General features: G+C 58.3%; 16 protein-coding genes. 7 read left to right on the top strand and 9 right to left on the bottom strand.

Annotation, left to right across the window (positions count from 1 at the left end):
* The first annotated feature begins 121 nt into the window (after positions 1–121).
* From gorA to Q1W15_RS02625, 3 genes are all read left to right on the top strand, one after another.
* Positions 122–1,480 carry a glutathione-disulfide reductase gene (gene gorA / locus Q1W15_RS02635; RefSeq protein WP_300720031.1) on the top strand — a complete coding sequence of 453 codons (1,359 nt, stop codon included), beginning with the start codon at positions 122–124 and terminating at the stop codon, positions 1,478–1,480.
* Positions 1,481–1,638: 158 nt separating this feature from the next.
* On the top strand, positions 1,639–1,881 hold the full coding sequence (locus Q1W15_RS02630; protein ID WP_300720030.1) for a DUF465 domain-containing protein: 243 nt from the start codon (positions 1,639–1,641) through the stop codon (positions 1,879–1,881).
* 30 nt (positions 1,882–1,911) lie between these two features.
* Complete coding sequence (locus tag Q1W15_RS02625; RefSeq protein ID WP_300720029.1) at positions 1,912–2,202, top strand: putative quinol monooxygenase; 291 nt, start codon at positions 1,912–1,914, stop codon at positions 2,200–2,202.
* Positions 2,203–2,244: 42 nt separating this feature from the next.
* Here Q1W15_RS02625 and Q1W15_RS02620 read toward each other — a convergent pair whose 3' ends face one another.
* Positions 2,245–3,867: an acyl-CoA synthetase gene (locus tag Q1W15_RS02620; protein ID WP_300720028.1), complete on the bottom strand. Its 1,623-nt coding sequence runs from the start codon at positions 3,865–3,867 to the stop codon at positions 2,245–2,247.
* A 207-nt stretch (positions 3,868–4,074) separates the two neighbouring features.
* Positions 4,075–5,469 carry a PLP-dependent aminotransferase family protein gene (locus Q1W15_RS02615; protein ID WP_300720027.1) on the bottom strand — a complete coding sequence of 465 codons (1,395 nt, stop codon included), beginning with the start codon at positions 5,467–5,469 and terminating at the stop codon, positions 4,075–4,077.
* A gap of 148 nt (positions 5,470–5,617) precedes the next feature.
* Between Q1W15_RS02615 and Q1W15_RS02610 the strand changes: the two genes are divergently transcribed.
* Positions 5,618–6,250 (top strand): LysE family translocator, encoded by a 633-nt coding sequence (locus tag Q1W15_RS02610; protein ID WP_300720026.1) that lies wholly within the window; start codon positions 5,618–5,620, stop codon positions 6,248–6,250.
* Between the two features lie 60 nt (positions 6,251–6,310).
* On the opposite strand, the gene Q1W15_RS02605 is transcribed toward Q1W15_RS02610, so the two are convergent.
* From Q1W15_RS02605 to Q1W15_RS02590, 4 genes are all read right to left on the bottom strand, one after another.
* Positions 6,311–6,664, bottom strand: coding sequence for a DUF2493 domain-containing protein (locus Q1W15_RS02605; RefSeq protein WP_300720025.1), 354 nt, complete (start codon positions 6,662–6,664; stop codon positions 6,311–6,313).
* Positions 6,652–8,316 carry a Na/Pi cotransporter family protein gene (locus tag Q1W15_RS02600; RefSeq protein WP_300720024.1) on the bottom strand — a complete coding sequence of 555 codons (1,665 nt, stop codon included), beginning with the start codon at positions 8,314–8,316 and terminating at the stop codon, positions 6,652–6,654. The genes Q1W15_RS02605 and Q1W15_RS02600 overlap by 13 nt, the downstream gene beginning before the upstream one ends.
* 78 nt (positions 8,317–8,394) lie before the next feature.
* Complete coding sequence (gene mgtA / locus Q1W15_RS02595) at positions 8,395–11,109, bottom strand: magnesium-translocating P-type ATPase (protein WP_300720023.1); 2,715 nt, start codon at positions 11,107–11,109, stop codon at positions 8,395–8,397.
* A 281-nt stretch (positions 11,110–11,390) separates the two neighbouring features.
* Positions 11,391–11,681: a hypothetical protein gene (locus tag Q1W15_RS02590; protein ID WP_300720022.1), complete on the bottom strand. Its 291-nt coding sequence runs from the start codon at positions 11,679–11,681 to the stop codon at positions 11,391–11,393.
* A gap of 600 nt (positions 11,682–12,281) precedes the next feature.
* On the opposite strand from Q1W15_RS02590, the gene xerC reads away from it, so the two are divergent.
* Together xerC and Q1W15_RS02580 are read left to right on the top strand one after the other, a co-directional pair.
* Complete coding sequence (gene xerC, locus Q1W15_RS02585; RefSeq protein WP_300720233.1) at positions 12,282–13,127, top strand: tyrosine-type recombinase/integrase; 846 nt, start codon at positions 12,282–12,284, stop codon at positions 13,125–13,127.
* Positions 13,128–13,211: 84 nt separating this feature from the next.
* Complete coding sequence (locus Q1W15_RS02580; protein ID WP_300720021.1) at positions 13,212–13,406, top strand: PLDc N-terminal domain-containing protein; 195 nt, start codon at positions 13,212–13,214, stop codon at positions 13,404–13,406.
* Positions 13,407–13,457: 51 nt separating this feature from the next.
* Here the strand turns inward: Q1W15_RS02580 and Q1W15_RS02575 are convergent, their stop codons facing one another.
* Positions 13,458–13,919: a GNAT family N-acetyltransferase gene (locus Q1W15_RS02575; protein WP_300720020.1), complete on the bottom strand. Its 462-nt coding sequence runs from the start codon at positions 13,917–13,919 to the stop codon at positions 13,458–13,460.
* A 310-nt stretch (positions 13,920–14,229) separates the two neighbouring features.
* On the opposite strand from Q1W15_RS02575, the gene Q1W15_RS02570 reads away from it, so the two are divergent.
* Entirely contained in the window at positions 14,230–15,777 is a 1,548-nt protein-coding gene (locus tag Q1W15_RS02570; protein ID WP_300720019.1) for a TerC family protein, read from the top strand.
* A 73-nt stretch (positions 15,778–15,850) separates the two neighbouring features.
* Here the strand turns inward: Q1W15_RS02570 and Q1W15_RS02565 are convergent, their stop codons facing one another.
* Together Q1W15_RS02565 and Q1W15_RS02560 are read right to left on the bottom strand one after the other, a co-directional pair.
* Complete coding sequence (locus Q1W15_RS02565) at positions 15,851–15,979, bottom strand: hypothetical protein (protein ID WP_300720018.1); 129 nt, start codon at positions 15,977–15,979, stop codon at positions 15,851–15,853.
* A gap of 21 nt (positions 15,980–16,000) precedes the next feature.
* Positions 16,001–16,301, bottom strand: a 301-nt coding sequence (locus Q1W15_RS02560; protein ID WP_300720017.1) for a hypothetical protein, incomplete at its 5' end; no start/stop codon positions are given.

Here is a 16,301-nt window from a genome sequence, read left to right as displayed (position 1 = left end):
GTAGCCCGCTTCAACAGAAAGCCACCCCAGGGTGGCTTTTTTGTTTTTTTACTTTGGTTCACGCTCGCGCTGGCCAATCACGCGGGAACGATTATGCTGACGTCCTGCTTAGGAGAAAGAAATGGCCTACGATTTTGATTTGTTTGTAATAGGTGCAGGCTCTGGCGGTGTGCGTGCGGCACGGTTTGCTGCCGGGTTTGGTGCCAAGGTGGCCGTTGCTGAAAGCCGCTACCTGGGTGGCACCTGCGTCAACGTCGGGTGTGTCCCTAAAAAGCTGCTGGTGTACGGCGCGCACTTCGCTGAAGACTTCGAACAGGCCTCAGGGTTTGGTTGGAGCCTGGGCGAAGCTGAGTTTGACTGGGCCACCCTGATTGCCAACAAGGACCGCGAGATCAACCGCCTCAACGGGATTTATCGCAACTTGCTGGTCAACAGCGGTGTGACCCTGATCGAAGGCCATGCCCGTCTGACCGGGCCCAATGAAGTGGACGTCAACGGCCAGCGCCACACGGCTAAACACATTCTGATCGCCACAGGCGGCTGGCCACAAATCCCGGACATCCCTGGCCATGAACACGCCATCAGTTCCAACGAGGCGTTCTTCCTCAAGGAACTGCCCAAGCGCGTACTGGTGGTGGGCGGCGGCTATATTGCCGTTGAGTTCGCCGGCATTTTCCACGGCCTGGGCGCGCAAACATCGCTGCTGTACCGCGGCGATATGTTCCTGCGCGGCTTCGACGGGGCGGTGCGCAAGCACTTGCATCAGGAACTGACCCAGCGCGGCCTGGACGTGCAATTCAATGCCGACATCGCCCGTATCGACCAGCAGGCCGACGGCAGCCTCAAAGCCACGCTTAAGGATGGCCGTGAGCTGATTGCTGATTGTGTGTTCTATGCCACCGGTCGGCGCCCGATGCTGGATAACCTGGGCCTGGAAAATACCGGCGTAAAACTGGACAAGCGCGGGTTTGTCGAAGTCGATGACCTGTACCAAAGTGCCGAACCGTCGATTCTGGCCATTGGTGACGTGATTGGCCGCGTGCAACTCACTCCGGTGGCGTTGGCTGAAGGCATGGCGGTTGCCCGGCGTTTGTTCAAGCCTGAGCAGTACCGCCCGGTGGATTACCGCATGATCCCGACCGCCGTGTTCAGCCTGCCCAACATCGGCACCGTGGGCTTGAGCGAGGAGCAGGCCATCGAAGACGGGCACCGCGTGCAGATATTCGAAAGCCGCTTTCGCCCCATGAAACTCACCCTGACCGGCTGCCAGGAGCGCACCCTGATGAAACTGGTGGTCGATGCTGACACCGACAAGGTGCTGGGCTGCCATATGGTGGGGCCAGAAGCAGGCGAGATCGTGCAGGGCCTGGCCATTGCGTTGAAAGCCGGGGCAACCAAGCAGCATTTTGACGAGACCATTGGGGTGCACCCAACGGCCGCTGAAGAGTTCGTTACGATGCGTACCCCGGCCAAACGCTAGGCCTGCATCGGTCTTCAACGCGGCCTATCCACCAGGCCGCGTTGATGCATGAGCGGTTGCGTGCTATTGCTAAGGGGAGGTTATCGCAAGGCGATTTCCTACAGCGGACTCATCCTGAGAGTCTAAAGCCGACACCGCCATTTTAATGAGGTGCAGATATGCCAGTTAAACACGATCTGTTTCAGGACCTGGGCGTCGCCAAAGACGAAGTCGAAGCACTTAAAAACAAAGATCCGCACTTGGCCGCACTGATTGCCAAGTACACACTGGCCGATCAAGAAGTTCTAAAGGCTGAAGCCAACAATGCTATTGGCGTATCAGACGAAACGCTGAATAAACTCAAAGAAACTCGATTGACCGTCAAAGACGAAATCGCTGAGCGTGTAAAAAGATCGTTGTAGTACGTGTCGTACCTTTACCAGGAAGTCTAAATGTCCAACGTTATCAAAATTGTCGCCATCCTGCGGGCCAAGCCCGGCCAAGGGGAAGTGGTCAAACAAGCGCTGCTGGCTTGCGTAGAAAACTCGCGCAAAGAAGAAGGCTGCGTGTTTTACGACTTGCACGTTGACCCCAGCGAGCCGCTGCGGTTTGTCTTTATTGAAGGCTGGAAGGACCTCGCGGCCATCGAGTTTCACAAGACCACTGCGCATTACCAGGCCATGGTCACCGCGGTGGGTGAGCTGCTGGACCACCGCGAAGTGCTGGTGCTGAACGAAGTGTAACTGTACGGCGGCCTGCCACGGCCGCCGTTTTTTATTCAGGGTTTACAGCGCTTTGGCCCTGTCTCGCAGCACAAACTTTTGCACTTTACCCGTCGATGTCTTGGGCAACGCGGTGAAAACCACAGTGCGTGGCACCTTGAACCCTGCCAGATGGTCACGGCAAAACGCGATGATGTCAGTTTCGTGCACGGTCGGGTGATCGGCCTTGAGCGTGACAAAGGCACACGGGGTTTCTCCCCATTTCTCATCCGGCCGCGCCACTACCGCCGCCTCCAGCACCGCAGGGTGGCGATACAACACGCCTTCCACTTCAATGGTCGATATGTTCTCGCCTCCGGAAATGATGATGTCTTTCAAGCGGTCGCGTATTTCGATGTAGCCATCCGGGTGGCACACCGCCAGATCGCCCGTGTGGAACCAACCCCCCGAGAACGCTTCAGCGGTGGCGCTGGGGTTCTTCAGGTAACCCTTCATCACTGTATTACCGCGCATAAAAATCTCACCCATGGTCTCGCCATCACGCGGCGTGGGCTGCAACGTTTTCGGGTCGGCCACCATCACACCTTCCAGTGTCGGGTAACGCACACCTTGGCGGGATTTGATGCGGGCGCGCTGGTCGAGGTCGTGGGCGTCCCAGGTGTCATGCCAGGCACAGATGGTCACCGGGCCATACACTTCGGTCAGGCCATACACATGCGTCACCTTGATGCCCATTTCTTCCACCGCACCAATCACCTTGGCCGGAGGTGCCGCGCCCGCGACCATTGCATGCACCGGGTGGTCGATAGTGGCTTTGGCCGAGGCGGGCAGGTTGACCAGCGCGTTCAGCACGATGGGTGCACCGCACAGGTGAGTGACCTGATGCTCGTTTATCAGCGTGAGGATTGTGTGCGGGTCCACCCGGCGCAAGAACACGTGCACGCCCGCCAAGGCAGTGATGATCCACGGGTAGCACCAGCCGTTGCAGTGAAACATCGGCAGGGTCCAGAGGTACACCGGGTGATTGCCGATGGCCCAGACCATCTGGTTACCCAGCGAACTGAGGTAGGCACCCCGATGGTGGTACACCACGCCCTTGGGGTTGCCCGTGGTGCCGGAGGTGTAGTTGAGGGCAATGGCCTGCCATTCGTCTGTAGGCCACTGCCAATCGAATTCGGGGTCGCCTTCGGCCAGTAGCGCTTCGTAGTCCAACGCACTGACGGGCTGGCCTTGCGCGTATTGCGGGTCATCCACGTCAATCACCAGCGGCGGATGGTCGAGCATGGCCAGCGCGGCGTGGATCACATCATGGAACTCGCGGTCGGCAATCAGGACCTTCGCTTCGCCGTGAGCCAGCATAAAGGCGATGGCTTCGGCATCCAGACGCACGTTAAGGGCATTGAGCACGGCACCGATCATGGGCACTGCAAAATGCGCTTCCAACATGGCTGGAATATTGGGCAGCATCACCGCAACGGTGTCATTTTTGCCGATACCGCGCGCCGCCAGGGCGCTGGCCAGACGTCGGCAACGGCTGTATGTCTGCGCCCATGTACGGCGAATAGAGCCATGGATAACGGCGGGGTAATCGGGGTAGACGCTGGCGGTGCGCTCGATAAAGCTCAGGGGCGTCAGGGCGCTGTGGTTAACCGCAGCCGGCTCAAGGCCGTGTTCAAAAATAGACATGGAGGTCATTCCGGTGGCTGATTGTTAGCTCTGTAACTGTCCGCTCTGCTGGTGGCGAAGGGGGGCAGCTTGATGTCCGGCCTGAGTTATAGCCCACCCGGCAATTAATGGGGAAGTTATACCTAAGCACTATAGGCAGCGTGTTTTAACCCGCGATGCGCAGGGGCTGGTGCTTGATATCGACACGCGCCGGGAACACCGTTGGCGTCAGGCCAGCAGTGTTTGCAGCGCGCTCCACACTTCAGGTGTGTCGGTGTGGGCCACATTAAATCGCATGAGGCGATGCAAGCTGGGGTCGAACCCGAACAAAATTCCCGGTGCAAGCACAAGGCCCTGAACCAGCGCACGTTGTGCCAGGGCTTCGGCGTCCAGCCCTGGCGGCAGGGTCGCCCAGATAAACATGCCGCCGGTGTAGGGCGCGCTCAAGGTAAAGCCCAGCGCCTGCAATTCGCGGGCGACCCGCACACCGCTGGCCAGCAAGCCTTGCACCACGCGTTTTCGATGCTTGTGGTAGCTGCCATCGGTGAGCATCGTGCACACCAGTTGTTCGAGCATTTGCGACGTCATGCCGCCACACATGAGCTTCATATGGCTGAGGTTGGCGGCGGTCTGTGGCGGGGCCACCACATAGCTCACCCGCAGGTTGGCACTCAGGGTCTTGGAAAAGCCGCTGAGGTAGGTGACGTGCTCAACCCCTGCCAGTGCTGCCAGCCGGGGCGGCGGGTTGGGGTGTAAATCGCCATACAGGTCATCTTCAATGATGTGGCAAGCGTATCGCTTGGCCAGTTCCAGCAACCCATAGGCCTGACTCGGCGTAAAAGAATGCCCGGTGGGGTTTTGCAGCAGGCCAGTGGTCAAATAGAGGGTGGGGCGATGGGTGTGAAACAGCGCTTCCAGCGCCTGCAGGTCCAGACCCTGCTGGTCGCGGGCAAGGGTCACAACCCGCGCGCCGTGCAACGCCAGATTGCTGTGAAAGTTAAAGTAGCAGGGCATGTCCAGCAGTACGGTGTCGCCGGAGCGAATGCGCAAGCGCAGCAGCATGTCCAGTGCCAGCACGGTGTTGGCGGTGGTGATGATTTGCTCGACGGCCACATCCATGCCTTGGGCCAGCAGCTTTTGTTGCAGTGCCAGGCGCAGGGGCAAATACCCTGCCGGGTCGCCATACGCGGTGAGGCGCAGCGCTTGTGAGCGGCTGAGTTGGCGCAGGTGAGTACGCAGGGTGCTGGGCTCCAGCCAGTGCTCGGGCAAGTGGCCGCTGCCCGGCCGCAACGCGCCGCTGGCGCCGGTCAATGAACGACGCAACACACTGGTCAAATCTTGCGGCAGCAGGTCCCGGGCAATGGCCCGTGCGGCCGAAGGGGCCTGGGCGGCAATAAAGTAGCCCAGCCCTTGGCTCGAAGTGATGCGACCCAGCCCACGCAAGCGATCCAGGGCTTCGACAACGGTGAACTTGCTAACCCCCCAAGCCTGGGTCATTTCCCGGGCCGACGGCAATTGGCTACCCGGGGCCAGTTGGCCCTGGTCCATGGCGGCACACAGGGCGCTGACGATTTGCTGGACTTTAGGCAGGCCGGTCTGAAACTCGATAAGGGGAATGGGCATCAATGACCTCGCACTTTACCGGTCATGCTACCAGTAAAGTACGGTCAAGTTAGCCCGATGTTCATCTGCCTTTTCTCGTGTCAGCCCGCCTAAACTGGCGCACCGCTCGCAAGTGTTCGAGCACGGGCTACGGGATGCAATCAAGGCAATGGCAACACAACTGACACTCACTTCCTTCCTCTACTTTCTATTCTTCTGCGCCACGATCACCTTCAGCCCAGGCCCCATGACCTTGTTGCTGATGGGCTTTGGCATGCAGGAAGGCTTGAAGCGCTCCTTACCGGTGCAACTGGGGGCCAGCACGGCGTATTTGTTATCGATTCTGATTTTTGCGGTGGGGTTTGCCGAACTGATCAAGGGCAACCCAATGATCAGCCGCGCCATTCAGTTGGTCGGCGTGGGGTACTTGCTGTATTTGGCCTATAAGCAGTGGACGCGTCAGACGCTGGTGCTGGAAGCCCCCACTACGCCTCTGGACAACGATTTCAGGGGCCGTTTCTCCAAGGGGCTGCTCACCGGTTTTTCCAACCCCAAAGCCATAGTGATGTTCAGTGCCGTGTTTCCGCAGTTCGCCGGGCAGGGCAGCGATGCCCGGGCGCTGGACCTGGCCGCGCTGGGGCTGGCGTTTTTGCTGCTACAGTTTGCCAGCGGTTGCCTGTATTGCTATTTCGGTCAGCGGATTCGACGGCTGCTGCAGAGCCCGTCGCGTCAGCGTGTGTTGCAACGGGCGACTGCAATCATGTTATTGGCCGTGGCGGTGTTGTTGGCTCGCGGGTTTTAGGGGCTGTATGAAAGGCTTTCAGCGCCGTATCACTGGGTAAATCTACAGTTCTTACATTACCTAAGCCTCTGTATCAACGGTCAACACATGCACCCCGGCCGCCCGGGCCTGGGCGACCAGTTCGCGGGTGTCTTCTGCGCCGGGCAGGGCAATGACCACCTCGGGGCGACTGTCCTTGAGCATAAAGTGATTGCGCTGGCGCTCGGCTTGTTTGCCGTGAAGCTTCCAGTTTGGCGGGTAGCGCACCACGTCGACCCCTGCGTCCCGGGCCCAGTCTTCCAGCGCACTGCCCAAAAACTGGCTGCCGCCGTGAATCAGCACGGTCACGGGGCGGATACGCAAGTACGCATCCAGCACGCGATGACACCTGCGCGTGTCAGCGTAATAGCGCCCCGCACAAATCAAGAGGCGCATTCGGTCGTATCCCGTGCACCTTGGGCGATAAAGCCATTGTGTTCGGCGCAGCGCTCCAGCACCGGGTAACCCAGCGCCGCCACGTGGTGATGCACGCGCCGGTAGTCGCGCAGTACGCGCTGGAAGATGTCACCGGACTCGGCCCATGCGCTCTTGTCGCTCTGCAAGGCTCGGAAGTGCTCGCGGCTGGCGCTGGCTTCCAGTTTGCGTACCGTTTCCTTATGGCCAACCAATGCACTGGCGGCTTGCGCGTCCTCGCGCAGAAACGCGGTAATCGCCAGGTTCAGGCTGTCCAGTAACGCCAGGTGCATCGCCTGGATATGCCGTAATTCAAACGCGCTGAAGTGTTCGCCGCGACGGGCCCGGCGGATGGCCAGGTGTGCCAGGTTGTTAAGAATGTCGCCGGCATGCTCCAGGTTAATCACGAACATCAGAATTTCCTGAGCACGATCAGCGTCGGCATCGCTCAAGCCATCCTGGCCGATGTCTGCGAGGTAGGCGCGAATGGCCGCACTCAACAGGTCTACGGAGTGATCCAGCTGGCGGACTTTATCAAAGCTGCTTTGCTCGGTTTTTTCAAACAGCTGCAGCACTTGATTAAGCATCAGCAGCGCCATGTCGGCCAGGCGCAAGCTTTCGCGCACCGCATTGGACAGCCCGATATTGGCCACCTCCAGCCCGGCTTCATCCAGGTACTGCGGCATGCCGGGATCTGCCGGACGTTCCTGCTGGGGAAACAGACGGCTCAACAGGCGCGCCATCGGTTCGGTCAAGCCGATAAACAGCACAGCCAGCGCCACGTTAAACGCGGTATGCAGGTACACCACCTGATACGCTGGGCCGATACCGGTCAAGGCCATTTTTTGCGCGATCAATCCCACGAACGGCAGTACGAGCAACGCGCCAAACACCCGCACCAGCAGGTTACCCACGGGCAAGCGTCGCGCCATTGTTGAACCCGCACTGAGCACCGAAGGCAAGGCACCGCCGATATTGGCACCGAGCATCAAGGCAATGGCGGTGACCGGCGTCATCATGTGGGCACCGGCCAACGAGGCGATCAACAGCACCACGGCCACGCTGGAATGGCAGACCCAGGTGAGCAGCACGGCACTGAGCACCGCGATAATCAGGTCGCCCTCAAGGCTTTGCATCACGGCAGCAAACACCGGCGTCGCTTCCATATGCGCCAGGCTGGCGCTGAGCAAGCCCAGTGCGAGCAACATCAGCCCCAGGCCGATCAGGGCACAGCCCACGCTTTCAAAGCGGTCGTCATCGCGCAGCCGAAATACCACCACGCCCACCAGCAGCATCACTGGCATTGCCAGCGACGTGTCGAAACTCAGCAGTTGCACCACCAGGGTGGAGCCGATATTGGCCCCCAGCATCACGGCCAGGGCTGGGGCCAGGCTCAGGGTGCCCGCAGCGGTAAACGAGGTGGCCATCAGGCTGACTGCCGTACTGCTTTGCAGCACGCCGGTAATACCGATGCCGCTCATCAATGCCATCCAACGGTTACTTAAATGACGGCCCATCCAGTGACGCAATTGGGTGCCAAACCCGCGCAGCAGTGCGGTCGAAATCATATGGGTGCCCCACAGCAACAGTGCGATGGCCCCCGCGAGGTTGAGCAAGAGAGTGGTTCCCGACATAAGGAATCTCCACGGAACAAACATTTATGTAGAACGCGCCATGCAGGCACCCCAAGGCACCCGCACAGCCGAATCAGATCAGAACCACTGCTTGAAGCGGCGGATGTACAGCGTTTTCATCAGTTGTGCCACGCAGCAGTAGCTGAACAGCGTCGCGACCAGCCAAGGGAAATACGCCAGCGGTAGCGGCTCCAGGCCCACCATCGTGCCGAGCGGGGAGAAGGGCACGTAGATCCCCAGCACCATCACCATCAACGTCATCAGGGTTACGGGCCAAGCCGCAGTACTTTGGAAGAACGGGATCTTGCGGGTCCGCAGCATGTGCACCACCAGGGTTTGCGACAGCAGCCCCTCAACAAACCAACCCGACTGGAACAGGGTTTGCATTTCAACGCTGTTGGCCGAGAACACGTACCACATCAGGGCAAATGTGGTGATATCGAAGATCGACGACGTTGGCCCGATCCAGATCATGAAGCGCCCGATGTTTTTGGCGTCCCACTTACGCGGTTTTTGCAGGTACTCCTTGTCCATCTTGTCCCAGGGCAAGGCCAACTGAGAGAGGTCATACATCAGGTTTTGCAGCAACAGGTGGATCGACAGCATCGGCAAAAACGGGATAAAAGCACTGGCCACCAGTACGGAGAACACGTTGCCGAAGTTTGAACTGGCCGTCATGTTCAGGTACTTCATGATGTTGCCGAAGGTTTCGCGGCCTTTGAGCACACCTTCCTCCAGCACCATCAGGCTTTTTTCCAGGAGGATGATGTCGGCCGATTCCTTGGCAATGTCCGTACCGCTGTCCACCGAGATACCGACGTCAGCATCACGCAGGGCCGGGGCGTCGTTAATGCCGTCGCCGAGAAAGCCAACGGTGTGGCCATTGGCTTGCAGCGCCTTGAGCACACGGGATTTTTGCAGCGGAGTGAGTTTGGCGAATACCGTGCGCTGCTCGACTTCACGTTGCAGGGTAGCGTCGTCCATCGCTTCAATGTCCGGGCCCAGCAACGGTGTGCCAGGTGCCAACCCTACCTGGCGGCAGATTTTGGCTGTGACCACAGCGTTATCCCCGGTCAACACTTTGACCGCTACTCCGATGTCCTGCAGCGCAGCAATCGCCGGGCCTGCGGTTTCCTTTGGTGGGTCCAGAAACGTCAGAAACCCGCGGATGACCAGATCTCGCTCATCGCTCGGGGTGTATTGCTGCTGCGATTGCGCCCGGGGGATATCCCGTGTGGCCACCACCAACACGCGAAATCCGTCTTCGTTGTATTCAGTGGCCATCGCCAGTAATTGCTGGCGGCGTACCGGGTCAAGAGCAACTGCGCTGGTGCCTTCCATTACATGGGTCGAGATGTCGAGCATCTCTTCCACGGCCCCCTTGCACACCAGCAGGTGATCGCCGCGGCTGTCTTTGACCACGATCGACAGGCGACGACGCACAAAGTCAAAAGGCAATTCATCGACCTTGCTGTAGGCAAAGGGCACCTTGAAGGTGCGGTCCAGCTCGGAGAACCGCACCACGGCCTGATCCATCAGGTTGCGGATACCGCTTTGGTGATGGCTGTTGAGCCAGGCCAGGGCCAGTACTGATTCATCTCGCTGCCCGTGCGCATTGACGTGGTGCTCCAGGATGATGTGGTCCTGCGTCAGGGTGCCGGTCTTGTCGGTGCACAACACGTCCATCGAGCCCAGGTTCTGAATGGCATTCAGACGCTTGACCACCACTTTGCGCCTGGCCATGGCCGTGGCCCCTTTGGCCAGGTTGGCACTGACAATCATGGGTAGCATTTCGGGGGTCAAGCCGACCGCTACGGCGAGGGCAAACAGAAAAGCATCGCCCCAATCGCCCTTGGAGAACCCATTGAGGAAAAACACAATCGGTACCATCACCAGCATGAAGCGGATCAGTAACCAACTGACGCTGTTCACCCCCCGATCGAACGCGGTTTGCGTGCGTGAGCCAACAATGGCTTTGGCCAACGAACCAAAGTAGGTACGCGGCCCGGTGGCAACCACTACGGCTCGGGCCGTACCACTGACCACGTTGGTACCCATAAAACAGATATTGGGCAGGTCCAGCAGGTTGCTCTGATCGGTCGCCTTGCCCGAGGCGGATTTTTGCGTCACATCCCCCAAAGTGTCGTACTTCTCCACGGGCAAGGCTTCGCCTGTCAGCACAGCCTGGCTGATAAACAAATCGCGGGACTCAATCAGGCGAATATCGGCTGGAATCATGTCACCGGCCGATAGCTGCACCACATCTCCCGCTACCAGCTCACGCATCGGGACCTCAAGCACTTGAGCCTTGACCCCGGCGCGCTCGCGACGCAACACGGTAGCCGTGGTGCGTACCATGGCTTTAAGGGCCTCAGCAGATTTCGCCGAGCGGTGTTCCTGCCAGAACCGCAGCAAGCTGCTAAGGCTGACCATCAGGCCAATGATGATGACTTTGGTCAAATCGCCTTCTTCACCGTCGCGCTCCGGCAGCCAGTAATCCGTCACAAAACTGATAATGCCCAGGGTCAACAACACGTAGATAAAGGGGTTATGCAGGGCCAGCATGAATTGCACAAGGGCGTGGGGCGGCTTGTCGTGGGCCACTTCGTTGTAGCCTTCACGCTGCAGGCGTTCTTGGGCATCCGAGGCGGTCAGGCCATCGGTGGTCGCCCGCACATTGGCCAGGGTTGCCGACAAGCCGTTTTGTGCTTCCCTGGCGGCACGCATGGACAATGTGGCACTGTCGCTGGCGCTGTTTTTATTCCGTGCATTGCTGTTTTTTAGTGCGCTCATGGGGTGATGCTCCTGTCGCTTAACGGAACAAGGCGCGCCGAAAACTGGCTTTTGCAAAGGCGAGTTTCAGCGGGCCCAGTTGCACACTTGGCGATCGGTTCTATAAGTTGTTAAGGCCGGGTTGATACTGCGTTACAACAACGCTATTTATTCGGCGGGCAGCGGGAAACAGCTGGAATGGTTCATAAAGAACTCCAGTTTTATAAACAATGTTTAAATCGAACCTTAACCGTTGTCGGAACTTTCAAGCATCAAAAGCTCTGGCTTCAATTATCCGATTATCAGGCCGCGCGGGCGTTGTTGTTGAGGCTCAACAACAGGCGTGCGCGGGCAAGCAGGCTTGAAAAGCCACAACTCTGAGGGTCCTGGGAATCGCTCAGGCTCCAGCGCTGCTCCAGCTGGCCGGTGGCCGGGCTGACGCGCCAATGCACATGACGCTGCGCAGGTTTTGCGGCGAGAACGTGAGTAGAGAAGGGTGTACGGGCAGCGAATGCAGGCTCGCGGGCCAGTTTCACACGCATGCGGGCGCTGAAAGCGCGAACGCCGGGTAGAACAAATGCTTTAAAGGTCATAACACACCTCGCGACCGGACCGGTGCCGGGGAGGCCGTTACGTTGGAGCGTCAAGCTCTAGCGCAATTGACCTCGCCGTGCAGGCGAGTCCCGTCAATGTCAGGGTTAAGCGCCCGGATCTCCGTATACACGGTGACCGGACAGCGTCTAGATACTGTGTCCATTGGCTTCTTTTGTGAGGTTTAAAAAAGGCCGAAGTGTTCGGCCTGCGCAATCTACTTAAAACAGCAACTTAAGTCAACGTTAAATGCCATTAAAGTGCCCCTCATACAGCCATGGTTCAGGAAGAGGGAAGTTGAACTGTTCCAACTTCGATAGGGCCCGACGTAATAATGACAATCATAAGACATCACCCTCCCCGCGAAGAGTTCTGTCCAGCAACAGCGGCATGAAAAACCACGTGATGTGTAATCGGCCGTTATCACTGCACGGATATTTGAGTGGACTGGGTTATATTAAGCGCTGTTTCAGCCCGTATCGAGAGTGGTTGTGTCAACGATTGACCCCGCAGCAACGCAGATTTCACCGCTTCAGCTCGCCCAGGTTCACACGCCTGTAGCGCTTTACCTTGAGCGACTGGCTCCGTCGAGCCGTCAGACTATGCGTTATGTATTGCAGGACGCAGCTGATCGGCTGGGGGTAGAAGACATCGCCATCGAAGATTTCCCCTGGCACCATCTGCAACCTGGCCACATCACCGCACTGGTGGCCGCCCTGCGCACAGATGGCTACGCGCCCAACACCTCATCGCTGTACGTCAATGCCATTCGTGGTGTGATGAACCAGGCCTGGCAGCAAAGCCTGATCACACAGGATCACCTGCTGAAAATCCGCGCGGTGCATGCCGGCGGGGGTTCGCGCCTGACCAAGGGGCGCAACCTGCGCCGTAGCCTGATTCGTGAGTTGATGGACGTATGCGCCGCCGACCCGCGCCCGCAAGGGTTGCGTGATGCGGCGATCATCGCGATTCTGTATGGCTCGGGCATGCGCAAGTCCGAGTCGGTGAACATGGACCTTAACCAGGTGAATGTGGCCGAGCGCAGCTTGCGGGTCATGGGCAAGGGTAATAAGGAACTGATCAAGTTTGCTCCCGCCTGGGCCTTTGAAAAACTGCAAGCCTGGCTGGACTTTCGCCGGGCCAACCTGCCGCAGGGGAGCAGCGACGACGTGTTCCTGTTTAACCGTATCCGCCGTGGCCATCACATCACCCGCGAGCGCATTACCAAGCATGCCATCTACTACATCGCCAAACAGCGCGGCCAGCAGGTGGGCGTAAACATCATGCCCCACGATTTCCGCCGTTCGTTTATCACCCGCGTCATTGAGGAATACGACGTCTCGATTGCACAAAAACTCGCGCATCACGCCAATATCGCCACCACTGTCAGCTACGACATGCGCGACGACAACGAACGGCGCAACGCGACGGATCGGTTCGAATTGTAAGTATCCGCCTGGCAAGCCTTTTGAAAAAAGACTGAACCCTCAGCCCTCACACTCGCCTAAAGACTGACTACCTGGAGGTGATGTATGCAAATTGAACATGTCTGGATCGCGCTTGCCGTCATTCTTGTACTGCTGGAGCTATGGGCTATAAGAGGCATTTTGCGCAGCGGCGCATCGTCCAGCACGCGGGGTATGTGGCTGGCCATTGTGATTTTCCTGCCGCTGTTCGGCATGCTGGCCTGGCTGGGGTTCGGCCCCAAGCGCGTCTCGGCGCGCTGAAAATCCCCCCCTTATTTAGGGCGTATTTCGCAAAGTCGCGTTAAAAAGCCGCTAGTTCGCAGGGTCCAGCGGTTTATCCATGATGATGGTGCGTTCGGCACCGTGGAATTCATCGCGCACTTTGCGAAACCCCAAAGCTTCATAAAACCCCTCGGCCGTGATCGAGGAGGGCACCTGCAGCAAACAGACGCCCTCGCACGCCGCCGCGCGTTCGAGTGTGGCCATCAGTTGCTTGCCAATACCGATGCCTTGAAGCGCAGGGTCAACAAACACACTGCGCACCACGCTCTGATCGAGACTGGCGGTGCCTATCACGCGATCGTTGACGGTGGCGACATACACGCGGCGTCCGTTTATCAGGCTCAGCACGTGGGAGGGTGCGAAATGCTGCGCCACTTGAGCGATCACTTCGGGCGGGTAATCCTGCGCATTGGATTGGCGCAGAGCCGCGATAATCACCTGGCTGATCGCGACGGCATCCTCGGGGAGTGCGGCTCGAACCTGAACGGTCATAAGGGTGTCCTGGGAAATGGCTCCGCTGATCTTAGCGAATTGATGTAAATCTTTGTAATAACTATCCTCATAGAAAGTAGCCGAAATCACTGTAGGATTACCTCCCGTATTTTATAAAGGCTTATATGAACACCCTCCTGGAGCCTCCCAGTCGCTTCTCGCTTCCTGCGTTAACCCTGCGCTCAGCCGCATTATCTGAACCCGCGTCGCCCCATTCATTTCAGTCAGAGCCCGGCATTTTGCCCGTTGCTCGGCGTATCTGTGCGCGCTATTCGTTCCCCCTGACCTTTCGAGAGTTTGAATAACCTTTATGGAATGGATTGCAGATCCTACGGCCTGGCTTGGCCTGTTGACCCTGATTGTGCTGGAACTGGTGCTGGGCATCGATAACCTGGTGTTTATCGCCATCCTGGCCGATAAATTGCCACCCGAGCAGCGCGACCGCGCCCGCGTCATCGGCCTGACCCTGGCACTGTTGATGCGGCTGGGCCTGCTGGCCAGTATCTCGTGGATGGTCACGCTCACCGAACCGTTGTTCGAAGTCTTCAGTAAAACCTTCTCAGGCCGAGACCTGATCATGCTGTTCGGTGGTCTGTTTCTGTTGTTCAAGGCAACGATGGAGTTGCATGAACGCCTGGAAGGGCACGTGGCCGAACGCACCTCGTCCACCAGCTACGCCATGTTCTGGCCCATCGTCGCGCAAATCGTGGTGCTGGACGCCGTGTTCTCACTGGACGCCGTTATCACCGCGGTGGGCATGGTCGAACACCTTGCGGTGATGATGATTGCAGTGATTGTGTCCATCGGCCTGATGATCATCGCCAGCAAACCGCTGACCCGGTTCGTCAACAGCCACCCGACCGTGATCATGCTGTGCCTGGGCTTTTTGATGATGATCGGCTTCAACCTCACGGCGGAGGGCCTGGGCTTCCATATTCCCAAAGGCTACCTGTACGCCGCGATTGGCTTCTCGATTCTGGTGGAACTGTTCAACCAGATTGCTCGTTCGCGACGCAAACGCAGCCTGCAAGGTGTGCGCCCCATGCGTGACCGCACCGCCCATGCCGTGATGCGCCTGCTGGGCGGTCGAAAACTGAGCGCCGACGAAGTCGGTGAAGAAATTGCCGACATGCTGGATGGCGACGATGAGGCCCAGGTGTTTCACCGCCGCGAACGCGTGATGATCAGCGGGGTACTGCAACTGGCCGAAAAACCGATCCGTACCGTGATGACCCCACGGGCCGAGATCGACCATATCGACTTGGCCGACACCCCCGACACCATACGCAGGGTGCTGATGCACTCGCCGTACTCGCGCCTGCCGCTGATTCGTGAAGGCCGCATCGATGAACCGTTGGGTTTTATCCATAAAAAGGAGTTGCTCAAAGAGCTGTTGGCGGGGCATGAGCCGGATATGGAGGCGATGGCACGCAAGGCGATCAACCTGCTCGACAGCTTTTCGATACTCAATGCGCTGGAACAGATGCGCAAAGAATCGACCCACATTGCCTTTGTCGTGAACGAATTTGGTGATTTTATCGGCCTGCTCACCATGACCGACATTCTGGAATCCATTGCCGGTGAATTGCCCGACGCCAGTGAAATCGAAGGCCCGAACATTGTCCCTCAAGGTGACGGCTACCTGGTCAGCGGTGCCTTGAACCTCAGCCAGATTCGTCAGCACACGGGTTTCCCGGCCAAGCCTACCGAGGACTATCAAACCTTGTCCGGCATGGTCATGAGCTTGTTGGATCGCCTGCCGGTGATCGGTGACACACTCAAGTGGGAAGGGTGGAGCATGAAGGTCGTCGAGGTGGAAGACCGACGTGTGACACGGGTGTTGCTGGCCAAGGTCTAAACCCGGCGCGTGCGACACATCCTACGCCCCTATAAAGGATGTGTCGTAGCCACGCTGCCATCGCCGTAAACCGTCAATACGCGCCCGATGTGTAGAGTTGACCGCTTAACTGCTTGGTAAAAGTGGATGTCACTGCCGCCATTCCCGTTTGCACATTGAACGAGATGACCTTCAACCCTTGGCCAATGCGCAGCAGATTCATGTTTGTTGCACTCCAGTGAACTCAACGGCGCTTGATCGACGCAGCGATGGTATCGGCCATCTTGCGAAGTTCATCCTTGCCAATGGTTGGCTTACCGTCAGGCGCGTTCTGCGAGTCTTGCATCACGTAGAGCAGCAGGTTGGGCGTGTCTTCCTTGGCATCAGGGTCGCCTTTGACATAGGCGATATAGCCGTAGTCCTTCGTTTGCGGCAAACAGCCCGCTTCTTTTTTCTCGGCTTTGGAGAAGTATTTATCGTCCCAGGAACATTGGTCTTTGGATGAACGTGTGCGGCGGGTTATTTCGACAAAGGTCGATTGACCT

The sequence above is a fragment of the Pseudomonas sp. genome, from assembly GCF_030150285.1.
In the GTDB taxonomy this organism is placed as follows: Bacteria; Pseudomonadota; Gammaproteobacteria; order Pseudomonadales; family Pseudomonadaceae; genus Aquipseudomonas.
This window is presented reverse-complemented; position numbering and strand designations above follow the sequence as displayed.